We start from the raw sequence: 23752 nt of genomic DNA on the forward strand, positions 1-23752 counted from the left end.
CGCGACGAGACCCCGGATCGCGTCCGGCAGGCCACGGTGGACGGACCGTACGAGAGACTGTGGCGGGCAGCGCGCGTCCGCCTGTCGGCACCCGAGTGTCTCACCCGGTGCCCGTAGGCTCATCCCGACCACGGGGCCCCCGCCGGCGCGGGATCGACGACGAGGTGGGCATGAGCGGACGACGCGGCGGCACCCGCGACCTCCACGCGGCGCTGCCCACCGCCATGCGTGCGGCGGTGGACGACTTCGCCGACCACCTGTCCCGGGTGCGGAACCGCTCCGCGCACACCGTCCGGGCGTACGTCACGGACGTGGTCTCACTGCTGGACCACGCGGCGCGGATGGGCTGCGCCGACCTGCCCGAGCTGGACCTCGCGGTGCTGCGCAGTTGGCTGGCCCGGCAGCGGACCATGGGGACCGCCCGGACGACGCTGGCCCGGCGGGCCGCCGCCGCCCGGACCTTCAGCGCCTGGGCGCACCGGGCCGGCCTGCTTCCCGGCGACATCGCCGCGCCGCTGGCCAGCCCCCGGGCCCGCCGGGACCTGCCCACCGTCCTGCGCGCCGATCAGGCCGCCGCCCTGATGGACGCACCGGCACGGGCCGCCGAGGCCGCCGACCGGGACACGGGACTACCCGCCGAGACCGAACCCGACGCGGGCGACGGGGCCGGTGCGGGCGACGGAGCCGGTGCGGGCGACGGAGCCGGTCCGCCGGAGGCGGTGCTGCTGCGGGACCGGCTGCTGCTCGAACTGCTCTACGGCACCGGGGTGCGGATCAGCGAGGCGTGCGGCCTGGACGTCACGGACGTCGACCAGGGCCGCCGGGTGGTACGCGTGCTGGGCAAGGGCGGCCGGGAGCGGGCGGTGCCGTACGGGGTCCCGGCGCAGCGCGCCCTGGACGCGTGGCTCGACGCCGGCCGGCCCGCCCTGGTGGTGCCCGGCTCGGGCCGCGCGCTGCTGCTCGGGGCCCGGGGCGGGCGGCTGAACCCGACGACCGCCCGGCGGATCGTGGCCGGCTGGACCGCCGCGGCCGGCGTGCCGCGGGTGACCCCGCACGGGCTGCGCCACTCGGCCGCCACCCATCTGCTCGAAGGCGGCGCGGACCTGCGCGCCGTGCAGGAGCTGCTCGGGCACTCGTCGCTGGCCAGCACGCAGATCTACACACACGTCTCGGTCGAGCGGCTGCGGGCGGCCTACCGGCAGGCGCACCCACGGGCCTGACGGAACCGGCCGGCGGTGATCCACGGCGGGCTACCATCGACGGATGACGGTGCCGCAGCCGCCCGAGCCGATTCCCGGGGCTCGGCTGCTCTTCTCCCTCGACCCGTCCGTCAGCCACCTCAACCACGGCTCGTTCGGTGCCGTGCCGGTCGTCGTGCAGCGCGCCCAGCAGCGGCTGCGCGACGAGATGGAGGCCAATCCGATGCGGTTCTTCGGCCAGGGCCTGGTCGACCGGATCACCCACGCCCGGCGGCACCTGGCCACCTTCCTCGGCGCCGACCCGGACGGCACCGCCCTGGTTGGCAACGCCACCACCGGCGCGGCCGTGGTGTTGCAGTCGCTGCGGCTGCGCCCCGGCGACGAGGTGCTGACCACCGACCACGGGTACGGCGCGGTCGCCCTGTCGGTGGCCCGGGAGTGCGAGCGGACCGGGGCGGTGTCCCGGACCCTGCCGGTGCCGTTGACGGCCACCGACGAGGAGATCGTCGAGATCGTCCGGGCCGGGCTGCGCCCCGGGCGGACCCGGTTACTGATCGTCGACCAGCTCACCTCGCCGACCGCCCGGCTGTTCCCGGCGGCGGCGCTCGTCGCGGTGGCCCGGGAACGGGAGGTGCCGGTGCTGGTGGACGCGGCGCACGCGCCGGGCATGCTGCCGGCCACGGTGGCGTCGATCGGCGCCGACTTCTGGGTCGGCAACCTGCACAAGTGGGCGTACGCGCCGCGCGGCACCGCCGCGCTGGTGGTGGCGGAGCCGTGGCGGGAGCGGATCCAGCCGCTCGTCGTCTCGTGGGAGCAGGGCAGCGGGTTCCCCACCCGGGTCGAGTGGCAGGCCACCGACGACTACACCGGTTGGCTGGCCGCCCCGGTCGGCGTGTTCACGCTGCGCAGCCTCGGCGTGGACCGGGTGCGCGCGCACAACGCGGCGCTGGCCGCGTACGGGCAACGGGTGGTCGGGGACGCGCTGGGGGTGGCGCCGGAGCGGCTGCCGGCGCCCGGCGGACCGGCGGTCGCCATGCGTCTCGTGCCGCTGCCGCCCGGCGTCGCGACGACGCTGGACGCGGCCCGGGCGCTGCGGGCCCGGATCGCGGAGCGGCTGGCCGCCGAGGTGTCGGTGGCCGGCTGGAACGGCCGGGGTTACCTGCGGCTGTGCGGCCAGGTCTACAACACCCCGGAGGAGTACGACCGGCTGGCGGTGCGGCTGCCCACGTTGCTCGCCCAGGGCTGAGCGCCCGGGTCGGCCGGCGTGGCTGGCGTCGGGTTGAGTGGGAGGAGTCGGACCCGGCCCAGCCCGAGCAGGGCGAGCGGGTCCAGGTAGTCGTCGCCGTGGCGCAGTCCCCAGTGCAGGCAGGCTGCGGCGGCGCAACCGGGGTGGCCGGCGAGCAGCTCGCCGACCGGGGTGCCGGCGTCGACCCGGGTGCCGGCCGCGAGCCGGGAGCGGACCGGCTCGTAGGTGGTGCGCAGCCCGTCACCGTGCCCGACTGTGAGCACCGGCCGGCCGGCCACCGCGCCGGCGAAGAGGACCGTTCCCGATCCGGCGGCGCGCACCTCGGCACCCGCCCCGGCGACGAGGTCCACGCCCCGGTGCCCGGGCAGCCAGGGCCGGGGTGGCGGGTCGAACCGCCGGGCCACCCGGGGTGGGCCCGGCAACGGCCACCGGAAACGTGCCGCCGGACCGGTTCCCGGCGCCGCCGACACCGGTCGACCGACCAACGGCGCGGCGCCGTTCGGAGGGGAAGCCCGGACCAGCGTTGGACCTGCCGGGTGTACGGCGCCGGCCGGGGCCAGGCGGTGCGACGGCTCGGCGGACGGGCCCGGCGTGAGGAGCAGCACCAGCAGCACGGCCGAACCGGCGCGACCGATCGGGGTAGCCATGCCGGCACTCTGCCCGCGCCGCCCGGCGTCCGGCCACCGCTCACGGACGACCCTGTGGACGGACACCCGCTTGTGGACGACGCCCGAACTCGGGACGGATCTGCTATGGCAGATCCGCCTATGCTGGCCGCGTGACGAAGGACTGGCACGCCTGGCACCGCGACTACGACCAACCCGACTCGGCGCTGTCCCGGCGGCTCGTCGAGGTGCGGCACCGGATCGTCGAGGCGCTGGACGCGGCGCCGCCCGGCCCGCTGCGCGCGATCAGCCTCTGCGCCGGCCAGGGACGCGACCTGATCCCGGTGCTCGCCACCCATCCCCGCGGCCGGGACGTGACCGCCCGCCTGGTCGAGTTGGATCCGCGCAACACCGAACCGGCCCGCCGGGCCGCCGCCGAGGCGGGGCTGACCGGCGTGGAGGTCGTCACCGGCGACGCGGCCCTGACCGACCGCTACGCCGACCTGGTCCCGGCGGACCTGGTGCTGGCCTGCGGCATCTTCGGCAATATCGACGACGACGACATCCGGTCGACGGTGCGACACTGTGCGTCGCTCTGCGCCACCGGTGGCACGGTGCTGTGGACCCGGCACCGGCGGGAGCCGAACCTGGTGCCCGTCATCTGCGACTGGTTCGCCGAGGAGGGCTTCGTGCCGGTGGCGGTGAGCAGCCCGGCCGACGGGGTGGGGGTCGGCGCGCACCGCTTCACCGGCCCGCCCCGGCCGCTCGCCCCGGCGGTGCGGATGTTCGAGTTCGTGGGGTACGACGAGTTGGAGCAGCGATGACCTCTGTGGACGACGTCAGCCGCCCCTCGCGGGTCGCCGGGCCGGACGAGGCGATCAGCGTCGAGGAGCTTCAGCTCGCCGCGCGCAACCACGGCATCCCGCTGGAGGCGTTGCGGTACGACGTGACGCCGGCGGGCCTGCACTACCTGCTCATCCACTACGACATCCCGGACGTGGACCCGGCCGGGCACACGCTGACCGTGTCCGGGGCGGTCGAGCGTCCGCTCCGGCTGGACCTGGCGACGTTGCGCGCCCGGCCCCGGGTCACCCGGCAGGTCACGCTGGAGTGCGCCGGCAACGGACGGGCGTTGCTGCATCCGCGGCCGGTCAGCCAGCCCTGGCTGGTGGAGGCGGTGGGCAACGCCGAGTGGACGGGCACCCCGCTGGCTCCGCTGCTGCGCGAGGCCGGCCTGTCCGCCGACGCGGTCGACGTGGTGTTCACCGGCGCCGACCACGGGGTGGAGCGCGGCATCGAGCAGGACTACCAACGCGCGCTGCCGGTGCCCGACGCGCTGCGCGAGGAGGTGCTGCTGGCGTACGAGATGAACGGCGCTCCGTTGCTGCCGCAGCACGGCGCCCCGCTGCGGCTCATCGTGCCCGGCTGGTACGGCATGGCGCACGTCAAGTGGCTGCGCGACATCCGGGTGACGACGGAGCCGTTCGACGGTTACCAGAACGCGGTGGCCTACCGGCTGCGGACCGACGCCGTCGACCCGGGCGTGCCGGTGACCCGGATCGAGCCCCGCGCGCTGGTGCGTCCGCCCGGGTTCCCGGATTTCATGTCCCGCACGCGGGTGCTGCGGCCCGGGCCGTGCACGGTGGACGGTCGCGCCTGGTCGGGGCACGCGCCGGTGACGTCGGTCGAGGTGACGTTCGACGGCGGCGACACCTGGACGCCGGCGCGTCTGGACGAGCCCACCGGGGGCGGGTGGGCGTGGCGCCGGTGGTCGGTGGCGTGGACGGCGACGCCGGGGCGGTACGTGCTGGGGGCGCGGGCGACTGACGCCTCGGGGCGGACCCAGCCGGTCGAGCAGCCGTGGAACCGGGGTGGGTTCGCGAACAACCTGGTGCAGCGCGTCGAGGTGGTCGTGCCGGCGGAGTGATCCGCGCCCGGCGGCGGGGCGGTTCGGCCCGCCCGGCTCAGCCGCCGAAGCCCGAATCCGCGGGAAGCGAGATGTCGGGCTTTTCGAGCTCTTCCACATTGACGTCCTTGAACGTCATTACTCGGACGTTCTTGACGAAACGGGCAGGACGGTACATGTCCCACACCCAGGCGTCGTGCATCTCGACCTCGAAGTAGACCTCACCGTCGGAGTTGCGGACGTGCAGGTCCACCTGATTCGCCAGGTAGAAACGGCGCTCGGTCTCCACCACGTAGGAGAACTGACGGACAATGTCGCGGTACTCCCGGTAGAGCTGCAGCTCCATCTCGGTCTCGTACTTCTCGAGATCTTCCGCGCTCATCGCACTCCGCCTTCCATGACCACATCTTCCCCCACCGACACCGGAGGTCGAGGCTGCTCGCCCAACGCCACGCCGACGGTACCCCCTGGCGGGCCGGAGTGCTCCATCGGCTCGTCCCGACCCCCGGCCCCACGACCGGTGACCGGTGTCGTCGGCTCCCCGCCGGCCGGGCGGCGGGCCCGCGGCGGCCGGCCGTCCCGCCCGGAGACGGCCGCCACGTTCACGTACGAGAACCGGTGTTCCCGGCAGGGCCCCCGCTCCCGCAGCGCCGCGCTGTGCTCCGCGGTGATGTAGCCCTTGTGCTCGGCGAAGCCGTAGCCCGGGAAGCGCCCGTCCAGCTCCACCATGATGCGGTCCCGGGTGACCTTGGCGAGCACGCTCGCCGCCGCGACGCAGGCCGCCACCCGGTCCCCCTTCCAGACCGCCAGCCCCGGCACATCGAGCCCGTCCACCCCGAAGCCGTCGGTCAGTACGTAGTCCGGCCGGGTGTCGAGCGAGGCGAGCGCGCGGCGCATCGCGGCCAGGTTGCACACGTGCAGCCCGCGCGCGTCGACCTCCTCGGCCGGGATGATCACCACGGCGTACGCCAGGGCCCGGGCCACCACCTCGTGGTAGACCCGCTCGCGGGCCGCCGGGGTGAGCAGCTTCGAGTCGGCCAGTTCGTCGATCTCACCGCGCCGCCCCTCGGGCAGCACCGCGGCGGCGGCCACCAGCGGCCCGGCACAGGCGCCCCGGCCGGCCTCGTCGGCGCCCGCCACGTGCCGGAAGCCGCGCCGTTGCAGCGCCCGCTCCAACGCGTAGAGGCCGCCGTCGCGGCGCACCACCGTGCGCGGCGGGGTCAGCACGTGCCACCCCCGGTCAGCACCCGGCCGAGCCGGTCGGGCAGGTCGGGCGGGTAGTAGCGCTCGGTGGTGGCGGCCAGGTCGGTCACCACCCACCAGCGGTGCCCGTGCACGCTGGCCCGCTCGATCTCGTCGAAGCCGGCGGTGTCGACCTCCCACCCGGGCACCCGGACGAGGAAGAACTCCTGCTCCTGGCGGTACCAGACGCCGTCGAACGGGAACTCGACGGTCTCCGACCAGACCGGCGCGCCCAGCTCGGCCGGCGTCAGCCGGAGGCCGGTCTCCTCGGCCAACTCCCGCGCCGCGCCCTGCGCCGGGGTCTCCCCCGGGTCGAGCCCGCCGCCCGGGGTGAACCAGTAGCGGTGCCCCGGCCGGCCCGGATCGCTGCCCTCGAACAGCAGCACCCGGCCGGCGGCGTCGATCAGCAGCACCCGGGCCGCGCGACGAGGGGTGTAGACGGTCACCGCACCAGCCTGCCAGACGCCTCCGACGAACGACCACGCGCTCCGGTCAGGGATTGGGGATGCCGTCGAACTGCTTGGGCACGGTGAGCCAGGTGGCCCGGTCGACCGGCCAGAAGATCGTGAAGGCCCGGCCGACGACCTCACCCTCCGGGATGGTGGCCTCGGTGATGTCCTCACCGGACTGCTGCCAGTGCTCCAGTGAGTCGCCGGAGGCCTCCCGGTGATCGCCCATCACCCACAGCCGACCCTTCGGCACGGTGATGTCGAAGTCCTGGTCGGCGGGCTTGTTGCCGGGGAAGACGAACGGCTCGTCGATCGGCTTGCCGTTGATGACCAGCCGCTCCTGGCCGCCGGTGCGGTCGCAGCAGACCACGTGGTCGCCCCCGACGCCGATCACCCGCTTGATGAAGTCCTCACCGTTGGGGTTGCCACTCCACTCGGTGGGCGCCTTGAAGACGATCACCTCACCGCGGTGCGGCGAGCGGAAGTCGTAGACCAGCTTGTTGACCAGCACCCGATCGTCGATCGCGAGGGTGTTCTCCATGGACGGGGACGGAATGAAGAAGGTCTGCAGCACGAAGGCACGAACCAGCACTGCGACCAGGATCGCCACACCCAGGAGGATGGGCAGTTCCTTCCAGAAGGAGCTGCGCGGCTTTTCGGTCTGCTCGTCAATCACGGGAGGAGCCTACGTCCACCGGTGCGGCGCAGTCGCCCCGAACCCGGGAGAACGGCCAGCGTGGCCGCGACCGGAAGAATCAGGACGACACCCCCCAGCGGGTCGGGATCGATCGGGACCGGACGGGCCGGCGCGGCGTCCGCGCGGGGCAGGTCCGCGAACGTCTTGGGTACGGGCAGGCTGGTCCACCGCTCGGACGGCCAGACGATCATGAAGGCCCGGCCGACCACGTTGTCGATCGGCACCGGCCCCTGGCAGCGGGCGTCCTGCGACACCAGTCGGTGGTCGCCCATCACGAAGATCTGCCCGGGCGGCACCACCACCTCGGTGAACTGCCGGGAGCGGCACTCCTTCGGGTTGGGCGGCAGGTCGACCGGGGAGTCCTCGGAGACGTACGCCTGCTCCTCCAGCGGCGTGCCGTTGACCACGACGCGGCCGTCGTCACAGCACCAGACCTTGTCGCCCGGCACCCCGATGACGCGCTTGATGAAGTCCTTCTCGCCGGGGCGGCTGACCCCGACCAGGTCGCCGAGCGTGCGGCCGACCTTGCCGGCGAGGTTGGTCGGCGGGGCCGGCGCCTCCTGGGCGACCCAGCGGTCGGTGCCCCGGAACACCACGACCTCGCCGCGGACCGGGTCGCGCATGTCGTAGACGACCTTGTTGACCAGCACCCGGTCGCCGATGAGCAGCGTGTTCTCCATCGACCCGGACGGGATGAAGAAGGCCTGGAGCAGGAACGTGCGGATCAGCACCGCGAGGCAGAACGCCACGACGAGCAGCAGCGGCAACTCCTGCCAGAGCGGCATCTGCCGTCGGGAACGCCGGGACCGCCGGCGCCAGGGATCGACGGTGCCGTCCTCGTCAAGCATCTGCACCATGCCACTCTCCGGATCGCCGCGAAAACGACACTACCGCCCGGGAGTCTCCTCGAAGACCCCACGGGCGGCAGTGGACCGCTTCGCGCCGTCCGGCTGCGCCCGTACCGACCAGGGTAATGCGATCCGGTCGATACGACATCCGCGCAGGCGGGACGGCGTGGCGGAAGTGGATCAGTTCGCCGGCTGCTTCTCCCGCAGCTCCTTGATCTTGGCCTTCTTGCCGCGCAGCTCGCGCAGGTAGTAGAGCTTGGCGCGCCGCACGTCACCGCGGGTCACGATCTCGATCCGGTCGATGCCCGGGCTGTTCAGCGGGTAGGTCCGCTCCACGCCGACACCGAAGCTGATCTTGCGGACCGAGAAGGTCTCGCGCAGGCCGTCACCCTGGCGACGGATGACCACGCCCTGGAAGATCTGGACCCGGGACCGGCTGCCCTCGACGACCCGCGCGTGCACCTTGACGGTGTCACCGGCACGGAAGTCGGGCAGGTCGGCGCGCTTCGACTGGGCGTCAAGGGCGTCCAGGATGTTCATCGCTGCGTCCTCGTGAGGCTCACGGCGCATCGTCAGTCGATGCGCGAACGGGTGATTCTGACCCCCGGGTGGTGACCGGCGACGCCGGCCCCGGTCGGGGGTCCTCGCAGCCGCCCACGGCGTGAACGGATGCGGCAACCCCTCTACTTTGCCACATGCCCCGGCGGGGACTGAAACCCACCCCGGTCCAGCGCCGCCCGGTCCCGCTGGTCCAGGCTCTCCGGGGGCAGCGCGCCGACCAGGTCGGGGCGACGGGCCGCGGTGCGCCGCAGCGCCTCGTCGCGTCGCCAGCGCGCGATCCGGGCATGGTCGCCGGAGCGGAGCACCTCGGGCACGTCGAGGTCACGCCAGGTCGCCGGCTTCGTGTAGAGCGGCGCCTCCAGCAGCCCGTGCGCGTGCGACTCCTCGTCCAGCGAGCCGGCGTTGCCGAGCACCCCGGGCAGCAGCCGGGTGACCGCCTCCAGGATGACCAGCACGGCGACCTCGCCACCGAACAGCACGTAGTCGCCGAGCGAGACCTCGGTCACCGGCATCCGGGCCGCCGCGTGGTCGAGCACCCGCTGGTCGATGCCCTCGTACCGGCCGCAGGCGAAGAGCAGGTGCGACTCGGTGGCCAACTCGTGCGCCATCGCCTGGGTGAACGGGACGCCGGCCGGCGACGGGACGAGCAGCCGGGGCAGCGTGTGGCCGTCCGGGCTCAGCTCGTCGGGGGCCAGCGCGTCCAACGCCTCACCCCACGGCTCCGGCCGCATCACCATGCCGGGACCGCCGCCGTAGGGCGTGTCGTCCACCGTGCGGTGCACGTCGTGGGTCCAGGTCCGCAGATCGTGTACGGCCAGCCGCAGCAGCCCGTTCGCCCGGGCCTTGCCGATCAACGAGAGGTCCAGCGGGGCGAAGTACTCCGGGAAGATCGAGACGATGTCGACGCGCATGCGGTGGCTCCAGCTAGAGGTCGAGCAAACCGCCGGGCAGGTCGACGACGACGCGACCGCCGGCGAGATCCACCTCGGGCACGATCGCCTTGACGAACGGAACGAGCACGGGACTTCCCGCCGGACGCCGCACCACCAACAGGTCGGAGGCGGGGGCGTGGTCGATGCGGTCCACCTCGCCGAGCCGTTCCCCGTCCCGGGTGACCACGGCGAGCCCGACCAACTGGTGGTCGTGGAACTCCTCCGGGTCGTCCGGCTCGGCGACGTCCGCGCTGTCCACGCCGACAAGCGTGTTGCGCAGCGCCTCGGCGACGTCGCGACCCAGGACGCCGGCGAACACGACCAGCAGGCGGCCCTGGTGCCAGCGCGCCGACTCCACGGTCAGCGTCGGCGGCACCCGCCAGGCGCCGGGCTCGGCCGGCACCACCCCCGGCTCGGTGACCAGCACCGAACCGGGGGCGAAGCGTGCTTCGGGCTCATCGGTCCGCACCTCCACGGTGACCTCACCGCGGATGCCGTGCGGTTTGCCGATCCGGCCGACGACGAGAAGCATCAGTACGAGTCGACGATGTCGACGCGTACCCCACGTCCGCCGATGGAGCCGATCACCTGGCGCAGCGCCTTGGCGGTCCGTCCGGACCGCCCGATCACCGTGCCGAGGTCCTCCGGGTGCACGCGGACCTCGAGCCGCTTGCCCCGACGGGAATCGACCATCCGCACCCGGACGTCATCCGGGTGGTCGACGATCCCCTTGACCAGGTGCTCCAGGGCGGGACGCAGCGCCATGTCAGGCCTGCTCGCCGGACTCGGCGCCGGTCTGCGCCTCGGCCTTCGGCTCCTCCGCCTTCGGCGCCTCGGCCTCGGGCTTCGCGGCCTCCGTCTTGGCGGCCTTCTTGGCCGGCTTGGCCGGGGTGTCCGCCACACCGGCGGCGGCCTTCGCCTCGGCCTCGTACGCCGCCTTGCGGTCGGCCCGCTCCGGGGCGACCTTCAGCGGCGGCGGGGCCGGCAGGCCCTTGAACTTCTGCCAGTCACCGGTCAGCTCCAGCAGACGCTGCACGGCCTCGCTCGGCTGAGCGCCGACCGACAGCCAGTACTGGACCCGCTCCGACCGGACCTCGATCACCGAAGGGTCCTCCTTCGGCTGGTACACACCGACGAACTCGATCGCGCGACCGTCACGCTTGGTGCGCGAGTCGGCGACGACGATGCGGTACTGCGGGTTGCGGATCTTGCCCATCCGCAGGAGCCGGATCTTTACGGCCACAGTTGTTTCGCTCCTGTTGCGATCTCACCGGCCCGTCTGGGCGGTGTGGCGGGTGAGCGCCGACCGGCACAGTGGGGTTTGGGCCGGAGACTGCTCGGTGAACTGGCGACGCGCCCGGGTTAGAGGGCGCCGGACGCGTGCCGGATACCAGCGGACCATTCTGCCAGATCCGACCCGGAACGCTCGCACCGGACCCGGACCGCGCGCCCCGGACCGGCCGGTCCGTGACGAAGGACACCCTCAGCGCGCCGGCGGGCGGTCCCAGCCGGGCGGTAGCTCGTCCGGAACGTCCCACTCCGCGGGCGGCGTGAAGTCGCACCACGTCCCGTCGAACGGGAACGCGCCCGACTCGGCGATCCGGATCACCCGTTCCCCCTCGGCGCGCACCGCCTTCTCGTCGGTCACCCAGTAGTGCTCCGGGAAGGCGAGCCGCTCGGTGAACTCGTCCTCGTCCTTCCACTCCCAGGTCAGGTCCGGGTGGATCACCACGTCGAGGTCCTGGTCCACCATGTCGACCCCGGCCACCGCGCCGTCGTCCCAGCGGACGCCGGGCTCCTCCAGGTTCACGTACCAGTTCTTGAACCGGCCCCGCTCGTCGGAGAACCACCACACCGAGTGGGCGGCGCCGGCGGGCAGGAACTTGAGCACCGACGGCCCGTTCCAGGTGCCGACCGCCAGGGCGTACGAGGAGACGATCCACTCGGCGAACGGCACCGCGCGCATGCCCGACCCGGCCGCGGTCACCTCGTACGCCACCGGCGCGTCGCGGGGCACCCAGAGCAGCAGCCCGCGCTCGTCGTCGGAGACGACGCGGGCCGTCCGGACCCACCCGATCCGCCCGTGCCGCACGTTGCGGTGCAGGACCAGCCGGCCGGGTTCGAAGCGCACGCTCACCATCCCTGACTTGTTAAGAGGGGGCCCCGCCTCTACCGAATGCGTTAACAGGGGGCCCTTCCTTACACCCTCAGTAGGCGCGGGCGAGGATGGCGACCAGGTCGGGCTCGTCCTCGGTGTCCGGCACCGAGCCGTCGGCGCGGAGCAGGCAGCGGACGGTGACGCCCTGCGCGTTCGCCTCGGCCTCACCGGGCACGCCCACCGCCGACCAGGGCACCATGGCCCAACCGGTGGCGGACGCCTCGATCGCCTCGGCCAGCGTCGACACCTCGACGGTGCGGGACCGGCGGAACTCCAGCGCCTGGTCGTGCAGCGCCCGCTGGTCGGCCTCCAGCGCGGCCAGCACCGCGCCGACCACGTCAGCCACCGGCGTGGGGGCCTTCGAGCCGTCGGTACGCCGGACCACCACCGCGTTGCCGGCGGCCAGATCGCGCGGGCCGACCTCGACGCGGACCGGGTAACCGCGCAGCTCGGCGTCGACGGCACGGCGGCCGAACGCGGTGTCGGTGCGGTCGTCCAACGCCACCCGGACACCGGCGTCGCGCAGCGCGTCGCGCAGCTTGGTCGCGGCCTCGCTCACGCCCTCGCCGTCCTTGACGACCATCACGTACGCCTGGACCGGCGCCAGCTTCGGCGGCACCCGCAGCCCGTTGTCGTCGCCGTGCGCCATGATCAGCCCGCCGAGCATCCGGGTCGAGGTGCCCCAGGAGGTGGTCCAGGCGTGCTCCCGGCCGCCCTCGGCCGACGAGTAGCTGATGTCGAACGCCTTGGCGAAGTTCTGCCCCAGCTCGTGGCTGGTGCCGAGCTGGAGCGCCTTACCGTCGCCCATCATGCCCTCGCACGTGTACGTGGCGGTGGCCCCGGCGAAGCGCTCCCGGGCGGTCTTCAGGCCGACCACCACCGGGATGCCCAGCACGTTGACCATCAGATCCTCGTACGCCTCGTGCAGGATCCGCCGGGCGTAGGCGCGGGCGTCGTCCCGGGAGGCGTGCGCGGTGTGCCCCTCCTGCCAGAGGAACTCGCTGGTACGCAGGAAGATCCGCGGGCGCAGCTCCCACCGGACCACGTTCGCCCACTGGTTGAGCAGCAGCGGCAGGTCCCGGTACGAGTCGATCCACTTGGCCATGAACTCGCCGATGACCGTCTCGCTGGTGGGGCGCACCACCACCGGCTCGGCGAGCTGCTTGCCGCCGCCGTGGGTGACCACCGCCAGCTCCGGCGAGAAGCCCTCGACGTGCTCGGCCTCGCGCTTGAGGTAGCTCTCCGGGATGAAGAGCGGGAAGTACGCGTTCTCCGCGCCGGCCGCCTTGATCCGGGCGTCCATCTCGGCCTGCATCCGCTCCCAGATGGCGTAGCCGGCCGGTCGGATGACCATGGTGCCCCGAACCGGGCCGTTGTCGGCCAGCTTCGCCTTGGCGATCAGGTCCTGGTACCAGCGGGGAAAGTCCTCCGCACGGGGAGTGAGCACGCGTGCCATGACCGCACATCCTATGCGTCGCGCGGGTCGCCGCTGCGCCGGGGAGCCGACCCGCGCCGTGTCGACCCGGCGGCCGTAGACTTCGACGTCGATGGGTGACGCACGGAACGCGATCGTGGAGGCCGCCCGGGCGCAGACCGTGGCCTGCGGCTGGGACGGCGTACGGATGGGCGCGGTGGCCGAGGCCGCCGGCGTCAGCCGGCAGACGGTCTACAACGAGTTCGGCACCAAGGCCGGCCTGGCCGAGGCGCTGGCCCGACGCGAGGTGGACCGCTTCGTCGGCGACGTCCGGGCCGCGCTCGGCGAGCACGGCGCCGACGTGCGCGCGGCCGCGTACGCGGCGATCCGCCGGACGCTCGCCGCCGCCGCCGACAACCCGCTGGTCAAGGCGATCCTGACCAGCGCCCGGGGCGGCTCGGACGAACTGCTGCCCTACCTGACCACCCGCTCCGAGCTGGTGCTCACCGAGTCGACCGCGGCGCTGCTGGAGTGGGCCGGGTGCCACCTGCCCGACGCCGACCCGGCGGCCCTGGCGTTCGCGGCGGACAGCGTGGTGCGCCTGGTGGTGAGCCACATCGTGCTGCCCCGGGCCCCGGTCGACGAGACCGCCGGCAAGTTGGCCGACCTCGCCGTCCACCTGTTCCTGGCCGCCGCCCCACCGCGCTGACCCACCCCCACGCACTCGTTCCGGGAGACAGCAGCGACGCGGACGGGCGGACAGCCACACGGACGGGCGGACGGACGGGGGCGCGCGCCGGCGTCAGCGGATCACGCGGCCGCGCAGCACGATCCGGCTGGGCGTCCGGACGACCCGCAGGTCGCGGCGCGGGTCCGCGGCGTAGACCACCAGGTCGGCGAGGCCGCCCTCGACCAGGCCGGGGAAGCCGAGCCACTCCCGGGCCCGCCAGGAGGCGGCGGCCAGCACGTCCTCGGCGGGCATCCCGGCCTGCTCGTGCAGCAGCAGCATCTCCTCGGCCGCGAGCCCGTGGTCGATGCCGCCGCCGGCGTCGGTGCCCACGTAGATCGGCACGCCGGCCTCGTGCGCGGCGCGGACCACCTCGGGGAAGCGGTCCCGCAGGGCGAGCATGTGGTCGGCGTACCCGGGGAACTTGGGTCGGGCCTGCTCCGCGATGTGGCCGAACGTCCGAATGTTGATCATCGTGGGCACCAGCGCGGTGCCCTGCCGGGCCATCAGGTCGATCAGGTCGAGGCTCAGCCCGGTGCCGTGCTCCACCGAGTCCACCCCGGCCCGCACCATGATCTCCACGGCCGACTCGGAGAACGTGTGCACCGCGGCGCGTACCCCGGCGGCGTGCGCGGCGGCGACCGCCGCGGTCATCGTGTCGGCGTCCCAGGCCGGCGCCAGGTCGCCCACGCCCCGGTCGATCCAGTCCCCGACCAGCTTGACCCAGCCGTTGCCGGCGGCGGCCTGCGCCGCCACAGTCGCGGCCACCTCGGCGGCGTCGACCTCCACGCCGATGTCGCGCAGGTACCGCTTCGGCGGCGCGACGTGCCGGCCGGCGCGGGCCAGGCGTGGCAGCTCCGGCTCGTCCTCCAACTCCGGGTACGGGTACGGCGAGCCGGCGTCACGGATCGCCAGCACGCCCGCGTCCCGGTCGATCCGGGCCAGTTCGCGGGCCTGGTCGAGCCCGGTGATCGGCGCGCCGCCCCGGGCGATGCCGATATGGCAGTGCGCGTCGGTCAGGCCGGGCAGCACGAAGCCGCCGTCGGCCACCGTCTCGGCGCCCGGCACCGGTTCGAAGGTGACCCGGTCGCCGACCAGCCAGACGTCCCGGACCTCGTCGTCGGGGAGGAACACACCGCGCACGTGCAGAGCCATGCGCACAGTCCTACCCGATCTCAGTCGTCCTCGCCGGCCAGCAGGTCATTGCGTCGTGCGGTCAACGCCGGCAGGTCGACCGAGACCTTCCAGGGCTGCTCGGTGACGAACAGGTCCTCGGTGTGGGTCAACTGCTCGTACTCGCGGGCAGCGCCACCCAGCGTGTACTCGGTGAGCGCGATCCGCTCGTGCTGCGGGTCCACCACCCAGTAGGAGCCGACCCCGGCGCGGGCGTAGACCTTCGCCTTGTCGTAGAGGTCGCGGAAGTGCGACGTCGGCGGGACCACCTCCACCGCGAGCAACGCGTCCTCGACCGGCACCGGTGACCGGCCGGCGTGCTTGCGCCGGATGACCACCACGTCGGGTCGCGGCTCGTTGCGCCGGTCGACCCGCATCGAGAGGTCGATGGTGACCAGGAACTCCGGCGGGCAGTTGACACGGAGCGCGAGCAGCAGCTCGACACACAGCTCCTGGTGTACGGCAGTGGGGGACGGCACGATCAACCTTCCGTTGATCAGTTCGTACGGAAGGTCCTTGGGCAGGTCGCCCAGGTCGTCGACCGTCCACTCGTGCCGCTCCGGCAGGATCGGGGCCGCGGTCACTGACATCTCCTTCCAGGGGGCAACATCACCCTAGGAGATGATGGCGTCGCCCACCGTCACCGACACGCTAGCGGGGACCCTTCTCCCCACCCTTTCCCAGCTTGTTGAAGTCGATCTTCGGCAGCTTGAAGCCCGGAGGCAGGCCCTGCCCACCGGCCAGGTCGCCCGGGTCCAGGCCCGGCGGGAGCTGCGGCATGCCGCCGGGGAAGCCGCCCGGCATCCCGGCGCCGGTACGCGGCCGACCGCCGCCGCCCTTGGTGCCCTTGCGCTTGTTCTTGGGCGACTTGGTCGCCTTGCGCCGGCCGCCGCCGGGCAGCCCCATCATGCCGCCCATCTGCTTCATCATCTTCTGCGCGTCGGCGAAGCGGTTGAGCAGCTGGTTGACGTCCATCACGGTGACGCCGGAACCGTTGGCGATGCGGGCCCGACGGGAACCGTTGATGATCTTCGGGTTGGTGCGCTCGCCCGGCGTCATCGACCGGATGATCGCGGTGACCCGGTCGAAGTGCTTGTCGTCCAGCTCGGCGATCTGGTCCTTCATCTGGCCCATGCCGGGCATCATGGCCAGCACGTTGGCGATCGGACCCATCCGCCGGACCGCGATGAGCTGATCGAGGAAGTCCTCCAGCGTGAAGGTCTCCCCGCCCATCAGCTTGGCGGTCATCTTCTCCTTCTGATCGGAGTCGAAGGCCGCCTCGGCCTGCTCGATCAGCGTGAGGACGTCGCCCATGCCGAGGATCCGGCTGGCCATCCGGTCGGGGTGGAAGACGTCGAAGTCCTCCAGCTTCTCGCCGGTGGAGGCGAACAGGATCGGCTGGCCGGTGACCTCCCGGACGGAGAGCGCGGCACCACCGCGGGCGTCACCGTCGAGCTTGGAGAGGACCACGCCGGTGATGCCGACGCCGTCGCGGAACGCCTCGGCGGTGCGGACCGCGTCCTGGCCGACCATGGCGTCGATGACGAAGATGACCTCGTCCGGCTGGACCGCGTCGCGGATGTCCGCCGCCTGCCGCATCATCTCGGCGTCGATGCCGAGCCGGCCGGCGGTGTCCACGATGACGATGTCGCGGGCGGCGCGGCGGGCGTGCTCGATCGAGTCGCGGGCCACCTGCACCGGGTCGCCGACGCCGTTGCCGGGCGCCGGGGCGTACACCTCGACGCCGGCCCGGCCGCCGAGCACCTGGAGCTGCCCGACGGCGTTCGGGCGCTGAAGGTCGGCGGCGACCAGCAGCGGCTGGTGGCCCTGGCCCTTGAGCCAGCGGGCCAGCTTGCCGGCGAGCGTGGTCTTGCCGGAGCCCTGGAGGCCGGCGAGCATGATCACGGTCGGCGGGTTCTTGGCGAACTGGAGCCGCCGCCCCTCGCCACCGAGGACGTTGATCAGCTCCTCGTTGACGATCTTGACGATCTGCTGGGCCGGGTTGAGCGCCTGGGAGACCTCGGACCCGCGGGCCCGCTCCTTGACGTTCGCGATGAAGCCCTTGACCACCGGCAGGGCGACGTCGGCCTCCAGCAGCGCCATCCGGATCTCGCGTGCGGTGGCGTCGATGTCGGCGTCGGTGAGCCGCCCCTTGCCGCGGAGCTTGGTGAAGATCCCGGACAGGCGGTCACTCAAGGTGTCAAACACGCGAACATCCCGTTTGTCGTCATCGGCGGGCACAGTGCGGCCGGGCCGGCTGTCCAGCCCACCGTTAGGGTAGCCCGCCGCCCGCACCCCCGCTCCGACCCGGCCGCCCCTCGACCGGGTCAGGAGACGACCAGGCCCGACTGGTACGCGAAGACCACCAGTTGCGCCCGGTCCCGGGCCCCGAGCTTCACCATCGCCCGGCTGACGTGGGTACGCGCCGTGGCCGGGCTGACCACCAGCCGGTCCGCGATCTCGGCGTTGCTCAGCCCTTCCCCGACCAGCCCCACCACCTCGCGTTCCCGGTCGGTGAGCGACCCGAGCCGGGGATGCGGACGCGGCACCCGGGCCGGCCGGGTGGCGAACTCCCGGACCACCCGCCGGGTCACCGACGGGGACAGCAGCGCCTCCCCGTCGGCGACCAGGCGGATCGCCCGCAGCAGGTCGACCGGGCGGGTGTCCTTGGTGAGGAAGCCGCTGGCGCCGTGCCGGAGCGCGTCGAAGACGTACTCGTCCAGCTCGAACGTGGTCAGCACCACCACCCGGGTGCCGGCCAGCGTCGGGTCGCCGACGATGCGACGGGTGGCCTCGATGCCGTCGACGCCGGGCATCCGCACGTCCATCAGCACCACGTCGGGGCGTTCCCGGCGGGCCACCGTCACGGCGGCGAGCCCGTCGGTGGCCTCCCCCACGACCGTCAGGTCGTCCTCGCTCTCCACCAGGGCCCGCAGTCCGATCCGGACCAGGTCCTGGTCGTCGGCGAGCAGCACCCGGATCATGTGACCTCCCCCGTGGGCAGCGTGGCGTGCACCCGGAACCCGCCGGCCGGGGCCGCCCCGGCGCTGAACGTACCGCCGAGCGCGGTGACCCGTTCGCGCATGCCGGCCAGGCCCGAGCCGGTGGGCCGGGCGGGCCGGGCGGAGGGGCCCCGGCCGGTGTCGGTGACCTCCACGGTGACCTGGCCCGGCGCGTAGCCGAGGCGGACCGCGGCGGTGGCCGGTCCGGCGTGCCGCAACACGTTGGTCAGCGCCTCCTGCACCACCCGGTACGCGGCCAGGTCCACCGCCGCCGGCAGCGCGCGCGGCACGCCGGCCACCTCGACGGTGAGCGGCACGCCGGCGCCGGCCAGCCGGTCCCGCAACTGCGGGAGCTGGCCCAGCCCGGGCGCCGGCGCGCGCTCGTCGACGGGTTCCTCGCGACGGACCACGGTGAGCGTGACCCGCAGCTCGTCCAACGCCTCCTGGCTGGTCCGGCTGATCGCGGTGAGCGCCGCCTCGGCCTGCTCGGGCCTGCGGGCCAGCAGGTGCAACGCGATCTCGGCCTGGAGGTGGATCGCGGCGAGCCCGTGGCCCACCACGTCGTGCACCTCCCGGGCCACCCGCAGCCGCTCCGCGTCGGCCAGCCGGCGGGCCCCGTCCGCCCGGCTCCGCGCGGTGGCCTCCCGGCCCATCCGCACGGTGACCCCGATCGCGACCGGCACCACCACCCACGCGGCGACCGGCATCAGACCGACCGGCCCCGGTGGCCGGACCCCGACGAACACGTAGGCCAGCAGCGCGGCCAACGCGACCGCGCCGGCCACCGCCGCGTCGCGGAACGGCAGGTGCGCGGCCACCGCGTAGACCGCGGCGAAGAACGACAGCAGGATCGGGCCGTACGGGTAGTCCAGCATCAGGTACGCCGTGGTCGCGGCGGTGACCACGGCCAGGGTCGGCACCGGCCACCGTCGGCGTCCCGCCACCGCGAGCGCGGCGACCACCACCAGCGGATAGGCGCCCAGGTCGGCCCGGACGTCCTGGTTCAGGCCGGCCGGCCCGGTGCCGGCCAGCCCGATCGCCAGCAGGGCCAGGGCGAGCAGGCCGTCGAGGGACCACCGGCGCCGACGCTCGCGGTCCACCTCGCTCCCCCCGTCCCGGCTCAGCCGATGTCCCGCCGGCGCAGCAGCGCCGCGCCGACCGCCGCGAAGCCCACCAGGTACGCGGCCACCACCACCGCCGCCTGTCCACCGCCGACGGTGGCGGCGACACCCGGGGTGTCCCCGGGCGCGCCCAGCGCGGCGGCCAACGCCCCGGCGTTCGGGCCCGGCAGCCCCTGCTGGGCGGTCGCCACCCAGTCGACGAGCGGGGCGGCGATGGCGGCGAGCAGGTTCTGCACGGCGAGCATCCACACCAGTCCCAGGCCGACCGGGAGCGCCACCGCACGCAACGCGACCGCGAGCACGGCACCGAGCATGGCCCACATCGTCGCGACGAGCCACCCCGCGCCGACGCCGACCACCAGATCACCGGCCGACGGCCAGCGCACCGGCTGCGCCTCGGCGGATGCGATCAGCGCGGCGGCCACCGCGCCGACCGCGAACACGGCAAGCACCACGCCCAGCGCGGCGACCGCGAGCGCGAGCAGCTTGCCCGCGTACACCTGGAGCCGGGTCGGGCCCTGGGTGAGCACGGTCTTCCAGGTGCCCCAGCCGTACTCGCCGCCGACCGTGAGCACACCGAGGATCAGCAGGATCGCGCCGAGGAAGATCGGCAGGCCGCCGAGCGAGTTGCCGACCAGGTGGTCGGGGAGCAGGGCGGGCAGCGCCCGGTCCGTGTTCGGGCCGTCGGCGCCGCCGGCCACCCCGGCGTACGGGAAGAGGTAGGTGAAGATCAACGACAACGCCAGCGTGATGGCCAGCAGCAGCCAGACGGCCGGCCGCCGGACCAGCTTGACCAGCTCGGCACCGAAACTACGCGACATCGGCGGTACCCCTTTCCACCAGGTCGAAGAAGATCTGCTCCAGGTCCCGCTCCCGGGGCCGCAGCTCGCGTACGGCGAGCCCGGCACCGACAAGCGCGGTGTTCAGCCAGGCGGCCCGCGCCGGCTCGACCGCCAGTTCCAGCCCGCCGTCGACGACACGGACCCGGTCCGCGCCGACGAGTTCCCGGGCCCGCTCCGCCGCCGCGTCCAGCGGGTCGGCGAGCACCCGCAGCGCGGCCGCGCCGCGTAGTTCGTCGATGCTGCCCTCGGCGACCAGCGCGCCCCGGGCGATCACGCCCACCCGGTCACAGATCTGCTCGACCTCGCCGAGCAGGTGACTGGAGACCAGCACGGTGTGCCCGGCCGCACCGAGCCGCCGGATCAGCGTCCGCATGTCCGCCATGCCGGCCGGGTCGAGGCCGTTCGTCGGCTCGTCCAGGATCAGCAGGCGCGGGTCCTTCAGCAGCGCGGCGGCCACCCCGAGGCGCTGCTTCATGCCCAGCGAGTAGCCGGTGTACCGGTCGCCGGCCCGGTCGGCGAGGTCGACCTGGTCGAGCACCGCCGCGACCCGGTCCGCGCCGACGCCGGCGTAGCGGGCCAGCACGCTCAGGTTGTCCCGGCCGGACAGGTACGGGTAGAACGCCGGCCCCTCGATCAGCGCGCCGACGCCGGCGAGCCGCCCGACGCCGGGGGTACGGCCGAACAGCCGCACCGTGCCGGCGCTGGGCCGGACCAGGCCGAGCAGCATGCGCAGCGTGGTGGTCTTGCCGGCGCCGTTGGGGCCGAGGAAGCCGTATACCTCGCCGGGTCGGACGGTCAGGTCGAGATGCCGCACGGCGGTCAGGCCGCCGTACCGTTTGGTGAGCGCTTCGGTCTGCACGGGCGGGTTCATGCCGTTGAGCGTCCCGCCGGCGGCCCTCCGCCGCGTCGGCCCGGCGGCGGCTCCCGGCGTACGTCAGTGGGCGTAGCGCGAGGTGTTAAGCGGGGGCCCCGCCTCTACCGAAAACGTTAATAGGGGGCCCTTCCTTACACGGCGGCGAGGAGGGCGGCCTCGACGACGGCCCGACGCTCGTCCGGTAGGTCGGTGCCGACCAGGTAGAACGTGTCCACCACGTCGCCGCCGAGAGTGGCGATCCGGGCGGCGCGCACCTGGGCGCCGGCCTCGTCGAGCGCGCAGGTGACCCGGTAGAGCAGGCCGGCCGCGTCTGCCGCGCGCAACTCCAGCAGCACCGCGTCGGTGGCCGCCTCCCGGTGCCAGACCACGCGGGGCGCGGCGCCCCGGCTGCGGGCGGCGAGCGCCCGGCCGCGCAGCCGCTGGGTGACCGAGACGTCGCCGGCCACCGCCCGGCGCAGGTCGGCGCTGAGCGCGATCGGGTCGGGGGCGAGCCCGTAGCGCGGCTGCACCCGGCACTCGACCAGGGCGCGACCGTCCACCGTGGCGGCGTCCGCGGAGATCACTTCCAGTCGGTGCAGGGCCAGGCACCCGGCCACGGTGGCGAGCAGCCCACGCCGGTCGGCCGCGGCCACCGACACCCGGTCCTCGCCCAGGTGTACGACCGGCAGCGGGCCGGCGACCAGCGCCGGGTCGGGGGCCGGCGGGGCGGGCACCACGCCGGTGTCCAGCGTGGTGCGTACCCGGGCGACCAGGTCGGCGATCAGCCGGCCCTTCCAGCCGGACCAGGCGGCCGGGCCGGTGGCGGCGGCGTCCGCCCGGACCAGCGCGTGCAGCAGTTCCAGCGTGCCGGGGTCGCCGACCAGCCCGGCGACCCCGGCGATGGTCTTCGGGTCGGACAGGTCCCGCCGGGTGGCCACCTCGGGCAGCAGCAGGTGCAGCCGGACCAGCGTGCCGATCAGCGCCGCCTCGGCCGGGGGCAGCCCGATCCGGGTGGCCACCGCCTCGGCCAGCGGCGCCCCGACCGTCGAATGATCTCCCGGAAGTCCCTTGCCGATGTCGTGCAGGAACGCGCCGAGCAGCAGCAGGTCGGGGCGCTCCACGTCGCGGGCGTGCCGACTGGCCTCGTACGCGGTCTGCACCAGGTGCCGGTCGAGGGTGAACCGGTGCACCGGGTTGTGCTGGGGCAGGCTGCGCATCCGGGTCCACTCGGGCAGCCAGCCGTCGATCAGCCCGTACCGGTCGCAGGTCTCCCAGGCCGGCACCAGGCCGGGGCCGGCGCCGAGCAGGGTGATCAGCGCGGCGCGGGCCGCCGGCGGCCAGGGCGCGGGCAGCGGCGGGCAGTACGCGGCCAGCCACTCGCAGGTGGCGCGCGCGATGGGCAGCCGGGTGGTGGCCGCCGCGGCGGCCACCCGCAGCGACAGGCAGGGGTCGGGGCGGGCCCCGATCGCGGTCCGGGCGAGCACCAGTTCGCCGTCCTGCTCGACGACGTCCCGGGCGACCGGGCGGCGCACCGGCCGGCCCGAGGCGGCGCGCTGCCGGCCGGAACGGAGTCGGTCGGCGGCCCGCCAGGCGTCGTCGAGGGCGTGGCGGACGGTCCGCGCGTCGCCGGCGATCAGGCGCAGCAGCGCGTCGCCCCCGTCGACGCCGAGGAGCTTCGCGACGCCGTCGCGTTCCTGCGCGACCAGGCGGTCGACCCGGCGGCCGACCTGCTGGTGCAGGGCGTCCCGGGTGTCCAGCAGCCGCCGGTGCGCGGCGTGCACGGCGGGGCGGAGCGCGTCGGTGACGCCGGCGGTCGCGATGGCCCGCAGGATGCCGACGTCGCGCAGCCCACCGGCGGCCTCCTTGAGGTCGCCTTCGAGCAGGAAGGCCAGCTCGCCGTGGGCCTCCCAGCGGGTCGCGGTGATCTCGCGCAGCCCGGGGAGCTGCCGGATGGCGGTACGCCGCCAGTGGTCGGTGGCGGTGCGGGCGAGCTGCTCGGTCAGGGCCTGGTCGCCGGCCACGTGGCGCGCGTCGAGCAGGCCGAGGGCGACCTTGACGTCGTCCTGGGCCACCGAGAGCGCCTCGGCGACGGTGCGTACCGAGTGGTCGAGCCGCAGGCCGGCGTCCCAGATCGGGTACCAGAGCGCGGCGGCCAGCTCGTCGACGCCGGGCACCCCGGCGTGCAGCAGCACCAGGTCGAGGTCGCCGTAGGGGGCGCACTGGCGGCGGCCGAGCCCGCCCACGGCGACCAGCGCGACGCCGGGCCGGGCCGGGAAGATCCGGCGCAGCCAGGCGTCGAGCGCGTCGGCGCGGTCGGCACGGGCCGCCGCGCCGACGCCCCCGGGCAGGCCGGTGACCTCGTTGACCACGGGTACGCCGTCCCCGCCCGGGGCGGTGGCCGTGGTCAACGAGGTCACGTCGGCGGATTCCGTGGTCAGAGCGCGTCGAGCCCGCGCTCGCCGGTACGCACCCGGACGACCTCCTCGACGCCGGTCACCCAGACCTTGCCGTCGCCGATCTTGCCGGTCCGGGCGGCGCCGACGATGGCGTCCACGATCTTGTCGACGTCCATCTCGTCGGTGAGCACCTCGACCCGGATCTTGGGCAGGAACTCGACCGTGTACTCCGCACCCCGGTAGACCTCGGTGTGCCCCTTCTGCCGGCCGTAGCCCTGGACCTCGCTGACGGTCAGCCCGGCCACGCCGAGGGCGTGCAGGGCCTCCTTCACCGCGTCCAGCTGGTACGGCTTGATGACCGCGGTCACCAGCTTCATGTCC

General features: G+C 74.0%; 27 protein-coding genes. 5 read left to right on the top strand and 22 right to left on the bottom strand.

The features are described 5' to 3' along the window. The first annotated feature begins 170 nt into the window (after positions 1-170). Positions 171-1220: a tyrosine recombinase XerC gene (locus AB0B02_RS17005; RefSeq protein ID WP_357301098.1), complete on the top strand. Its 1050-nt coding sequence runs from the start codon at positions 171-173 to the stop codon at positions 1218-1220. 43 nt (positions 1221-1263) lie between these two features. Continuing rightward, complete coding sequence (locus AB0B02_RS17010; RefSeq protein WP_357301101.1) at positions 1264-2445, top strand: aminotransferase class V-fold PLP-dependent enzyme; 1182 nt, start codon at positions 1264-1266, stop codon at positions 2443-2445. Here the strand turns inward: AB0B02_RS17010 and AB0B02_RS17015 are convergent. Beyond that, positions 2379-3092 carry a M23 family metallopeptidase gene (locus tag AB0B02_RS17015; RefSeq protein ID WP_357301104.1) on the bottom strand — a complete coding sequence of 238 codons (714 nt, stop codon included), beginning with the start codon at positions 3090-3092 and terminating at the stop codon, positions 2379-2381. The two genes, AB0B02_RS17010 and AB0B02_RS17015, sit on opposite strands and share 67 nt — an antisense overlap. Positions 3093-3223: 131 nt before the next feature. Here AB0B02_RS17015 and AB0B02_RS17020 point away from each other — a divergent pair, with 131 nt between their 5' ends. Together AB0B02_RS17020 and AB0B02_RS17025 are read left to right on the top strand one after the other, a co-directional pair. Continuing rightward, on the top strand, positions 3224-3874 hold the full coding sequence (locus AB0B02_RS17020) for an SAM-dependent methyltransferase (RefSeq protein ID WP_357301107.1): 651 nt from the start codon (positions 3224-3226) through the stop codon (positions 3872-3874). Beyond that, a complete protein-coding gene (locus AB0B02_RS17025; protein WP_357301110.1) occupies positions 3871-4977 on the top strand; it encodes a sulfite oxidase in 1107 nt (368 codons plus the stop codon). Before AB0B02_RS17020 ends, AB0B02_RS17025 begins: the two co-directional genes overlap by 4 nt. Before the next feature lie 37 nt (positions 4978-5014). Here AB0B02_RS17025 and AB0B02_RS17030 read toward each other — a convergent pair whose 3' ends face one another. The 12 genes from AB0B02_RS17030 to proS all read right to left on the bottom strand — a co-directional run bounded on the left by AB0B02_RS17030 (position 5015) and on the right by proS (position 13299). Beyond that, positions 5015-5338: a DUF2469 domain-containing protein gene (locus AB0B02_RS17030; RefSeq protein WP_007075222.1), complete on the bottom strand. Its 324-nt coding sequence runs from the start codon at positions 5336-5338 to the stop codon at positions 5015-5017. Next, complete coding sequence (locus AB0B02_RS17035; protein WP_357301113.1) at positions 5335-6183, bottom strand: ribonuclease HII; 849 nt, start codon at positions 6181-6183, stop codon at positions 5335-5337. The genes AB0B02_RS17030 and AB0B02_RS17035 overlap by 4 nt, the downstream gene beginning before the upstream one ends. Beyond that, on the bottom strand, positions 6177-6644 hold the full coding sequence (locus AB0B02_RS17040) for an NUDIX hydrolase (RefSeq protein WP_281935689.1): 468 nt from the start codon (positions 6642-6644) through the stop codon (positions 6177-6179). The genes AB0B02_RS17035 and AB0B02_RS17040 overlap by 7 nt, the downstream gene beginning before the upstream one ends. Positions 6645-6690: 46 nt before the next feature. Next, on the bottom strand, positions 6691-7323 hold the full coding sequence (gene lepB, locus AB0B02_RS17045) for a signal peptidase I (protein ID WP_281935690.1): 633 nt from the start codon (positions 7321-7323) through the stop codon (positions 6691-6693). Further along, a complete protein-coding gene (lepB, locus tag AB0B02_RS17050; protein WP_357301118.1) occupies positions 7320-8201 on the bottom strand; it encodes a signal peptidase I in 882 nt (293 codons plus the stop codon). Before lepB (AB0B02_RS17050) ends, lepB (AB0B02_RS17045) begins: the two co-directional genes overlap by 4 nt. Positions 8202-8372: 171 nt before the next feature. Next, on the bottom strand, positions 8373-8732 hold the full coding sequence (gene rplS / locus AB0B02_RS17055) for a 50S ribosomal protein L19 (protein WP_091064199.1): 360 nt from the start codon (positions 8730-8732) through the stop codon (positions 8373-8375). Between the two features lie 143 nt (positions 8733-8875). Continuing rightward, entirely contained in the window at positions 8876-9664 is a 789-nt protein-coding gene (trmD, locus tag AB0B02_RS17060; RefSeq protein ID WP_357301121.1) for a tRNA (guanosine(37)-N1)-methyltransferase TrmD, read from the bottom strand. 13 nt (positions 9665-9677) lie between these two features. After that, positions 9678-10217, bottom strand: a complete 540-nt coding sequence (gene rimM, locus AB0B02_RS17065) for a ribosome maturation factor RimM (RefSeq protein ID WP_281935694.1) — start codon at positions 10215-10217, stop codon at positions 9678-9680. Beyond that, complete coding sequence (locus AB0B02_RS17070) at positions 10217-10450, bottom strand: RNA-binding protein (RefSeq protein ID WP_013732101.1); 234 nt, start codon at positions 10448-10450, stop codon at positions 10217-10219. Before AB0B02_RS17070 ends, rimM begins: the two co-directional genes overlap by 1 nt. A gap of 1 nt (position 10451) precedes the next feature. Continuing rightward, positions 10452-10928 carry a 30S ribosomal protein S16 gene (gene rpsP / locus AB0B02_RS17075; RefSeq protein WP_107155951.1) on the bottom strand — a complete coding sequence of 159 codons (477 nt, stop codon included), beginning with the start codon at positions 10926-10928 and terminating at the stop codon, positions 10452-10454. 240 nt (positions 10929-11168) lie between these two features. Then, the gene (locus AB0B02_RS17080; protein WP_357301126.1) at positions 11169-11816 is read right to left on the bottom strand and encodes a DUF402 domain-containing protein; all 648 of its coding nucleotides are present in this window, start codon (positions 11814-11816) and stop codon (positions 11169-11171) included. Between the two features lie 76 nt (positions 11817-11892). Then, entirely contained in the window at positions 11893-13299 is a 1407-nt protein-coding gene (gene proS, locus AB0B02_RS17085) for a proline--tRNA ligase (protein WP_281935698.1), read from the bottom strand. Positions 13300-13390: 91 nt separating this feature from the next. Here proS and AB0B02_RS17090 point away from each other — a divergent pair, with 91 nt between their 5' ends. Further along, positions 13391-13966, top strand: a complete 576-nt coding sequence (locus tag AB0B02_RS17090; RefSeq protein WP_281935699.1) for a TetR family transcriptional regulator — start codon at positions 13391-13393, stop codon at positions 13964-13966. A gap of 93 nt (positions 13967-14059) precedes the next feature. Here AB0B02_RS17090 and AB0B02_RS17095 read toward each other — a convergent pair whose 3' ends face one another. From AB0B02_RS17095 to AB0B02_RS17135, 9 genes are all read right to left on the bottom strand, one after another. Next, complete coding sequence (locus tag AB0B02_RS17095) at positions 14060-15139, bottom strand: amidohydrolase family protein (protein ID WP_357301131.1); 1080 nt, start codon at positions 15137-15139, stop codon at positions 14060-14062. A gap of 20 nt (positions 15140-15159) precedes the next feature. Continuing rightward, positions 15160-15741: a Uma2 family endonuclease gene (locus AB0B02_RS17100; protein WP_357301134.1), complete on the bottom strand. Its 582-nt coding sequence runs from the start codon at positions 15739-15741 to the stop codon at positions 15160-15162. 67 nt (positions 15742-15808) lie between these two features. Then, a complete protein-coding gene (ffh, locus tag AB0B02_RS17105; protein WP_281935704.1) occupies positions 15809-17365 on the bottom strand; it encodes a signal recognition particle protein in 1557 nt (518 codons plus the stop codon). Positions 17366-17484: 119 nt separating this feature from the next. Continuing rightward, positions 17485-18141, bottom strand: a complete 657-nt coding sequence (locus tag AB0B02_RS17110; protein WP_357301138.1) for a response regulator transcription factor — start codon at positions 18139-18141, stop codon at positions 17485-17487. Further along, positions 18138-19259: a sensor histidine kinase gene (locus AB0B02_RS17115; RefSeq protein WP_357301141.1), complete on the bottom strand. Its 1122-nt coding sequence runs from the start codon at positions 19257-19259 to the stop codon at positions 18138-18140. The genes AB0B02_RS17110 and AB0B02_RS17115 overlap by 4 nt, the downstream gene beginning before the upstream one ends. Positions 19260-19279: 20 nt before the next feature. Continuing rightward, positions 19280-20101, bottom strand: coding sequence for an ABC transporter permease subunit (locus AB0B02_RS17120; RefSeq protein ID WP_357301144.1), 822 nt, complete (start codon positions 20099-20101; stop codon positions 19280-19282). Further along, positions 20091-20993, bottom strand: a complete 903-nt coding sequence (locus AB0B02_RS17125) for an ABC transporter ATP-binding protein (RefSeq protein WP_357301147.1) — start codon at positions 20991-20993, stop codon at positions 20091-20093. The genes AB0B02_RS17120 and AB0B02_RS17125 overlap by 11 nt, the downstream gene beginning before the upstream one ends. Positions 20994-21127: 134 nt before the next feature. Continuing rightward, positions 21128-23392 (bottom strand): [protein-PII] uridylyltransferase, encoded by a 2265-nt coding sequence (locus AB0B02_RS17130; RefSeq protein WP_357301150.1) that lies wholly within the window; start codon positions 23390-23392, stop codon positions 21128-21130. A gap of 17 nt (positions 23393-23409) precedes the next feature. Then, positions 23410-23748 (bottom strand): P-II family nitrogen regulator, encoded by a 339-nt coding sequence (locus AB0B02_RS17135; RefSeq protein WP_013284578.1) that lies wholly within the window; start codon positions 23746-23748, stop codon positions 23410-23412. Positions 23749-23752 lie beyond the last annotated feature (4 nt).

It is taken from the genome of Micromonospora sp. NPDC049240 (assembly GCF_040647835.1).
In the GTDB taxonomy this organism is placed as follows: domain Bacteria; phylum Actinomycetota; class Actinomycetes; order Mycobacteriales; family Micromonosporaceae; genus Micromonospora.

What these genes read in the sequence shown, in the direction of transcription:
- AB0B02_RS17005 (WP_357301098.1), top strand. Translation starts at nt 171, where the DNA reads ATGAGCGGACGACGCGGCGGCACCCGCGACCTCCACGCGGCGCTGCCC.
- AB0B02_RS17010 (WP_357301101.1), top strand. Translation starts at nt 1,264, where the DNA reads ATGACGGTGCCGCAGCCGCCCGAGCCGATTCCCGGGGCTCGGCTGCTC.
- AB0B02_RS17015 (WP_357301104.1), bottom strand. Translation starts at nt 3,092, where the DNA reads ATGGCTACCCCGATCGGTCGCGCCGGTTCGGCCGTGCTGCTGGTGCTG.
- AB0B02_RS17025 (WP_357301110.1), top strand. Translation starts at nt 3,871, where the DNA reads ATGACCTCTGTGGACGACGTCAGCCGCCCCTCGCGGGTCGCCGGGCCG.
- AB0B02_RS17030 (WP_007075222.1), bottom strand. Translation starts at nt 5,338, where the DNA reads ATGAGCGCGGAAGATCTCGAGAAGTACGAGACCGAGATGGAGCTGCAG.
- lepB (WP_357301118.1), bottom strand. Translation starts at nt 8,201, where the DNA reads ATGGTGCAGATGCTTGACGAGGACGGCACCGTCGATCCCTGGCGCCGG.
- rplS (WP_091064199.1), bottom strand. Translation starts at nt 8,732, where the DNA reads ATGAACATCCTGGACGCCCTTGACGCCCAGTCGAAGCGCGCCGACCTG.
- trmD (WP_357301121.1), bottom strand. Translation starts at nt 9,664, where the DNA reads ATGCGCGTCGACATCGTCTCGATCTTCCCGGAGTACTTCGCCCCGCTG.
- rimM (WP_281935694.1), bottom strand. Translation starts at nt 10,217, where the DNA reads ATGCTTCTCGTCGTCGGCCGGATCGGCAAACCGCACGGCATCCGCGGT.
- AB0B02_RS17070 (WP_013732101.1), bottom strand. Translation starts at nt 10,450, where the DNA reads ATGGCGCTGCGTCCCGCCCTGGAGCACCTGGTCAAGGGGATCGTCGAC.
- proS (WP_281935698.1), bottom strand. Translation starts at nt 13,299, where the DNA reads ATGGCACGCGTGCTCACTCCCCGTGCGGAGGACTTTCCCCGCTGGTAC.
- AB0B02_RS17090 (WP_281935699.1), top strand. Translation starts at nt 13,391, where the DNA reads ATGGGTGACGCACGGAACGCGATCGTGGAGGCCGCCCGGGCGCAGACC.
- AB0B02_RS17095 (WP_357301131.1), bottom strand. Translation starts at nt 15,139, where the DNA reads ATGGCTCTGCACGTGCGCGGTGTGTTCCTCCCCGACGACGAGGTCCGG.
- AB0B02_RS17110 (WP_357301138.1), bottom strand. Translation starts at nt 18,141, where the DNA reads ATGATCCGGGTGCTGCTCGCCGACGACCAGGACCTGGTCCGGATCGGA.
- AB0B02_RS17120 (WP_357301144.1), bottom strand. Translation starts at nt 20,101, where the DNA reads ATGTCGCGTAGTTTCGGTGCCGAGCTGGTCAAGCTGGTCCGGCGGCCG.
- AB0B02_RS17125 (WP_357301147.1), bottom strand. Translation starts at nt 20,993, where the DNA reads ATGAACCCGCCCGTGCAGACCGAAGCGCTCACCAAACGGTACGGCGGC.
- AB0B02_RS17135 (WP_013284578.1), bottom strand. Translation starts at nt 23,748, where the DNA reads ATGAAGCTGGTGACCGCGGTCATCAAGCCGTACCAGCTGGACGCGGTG.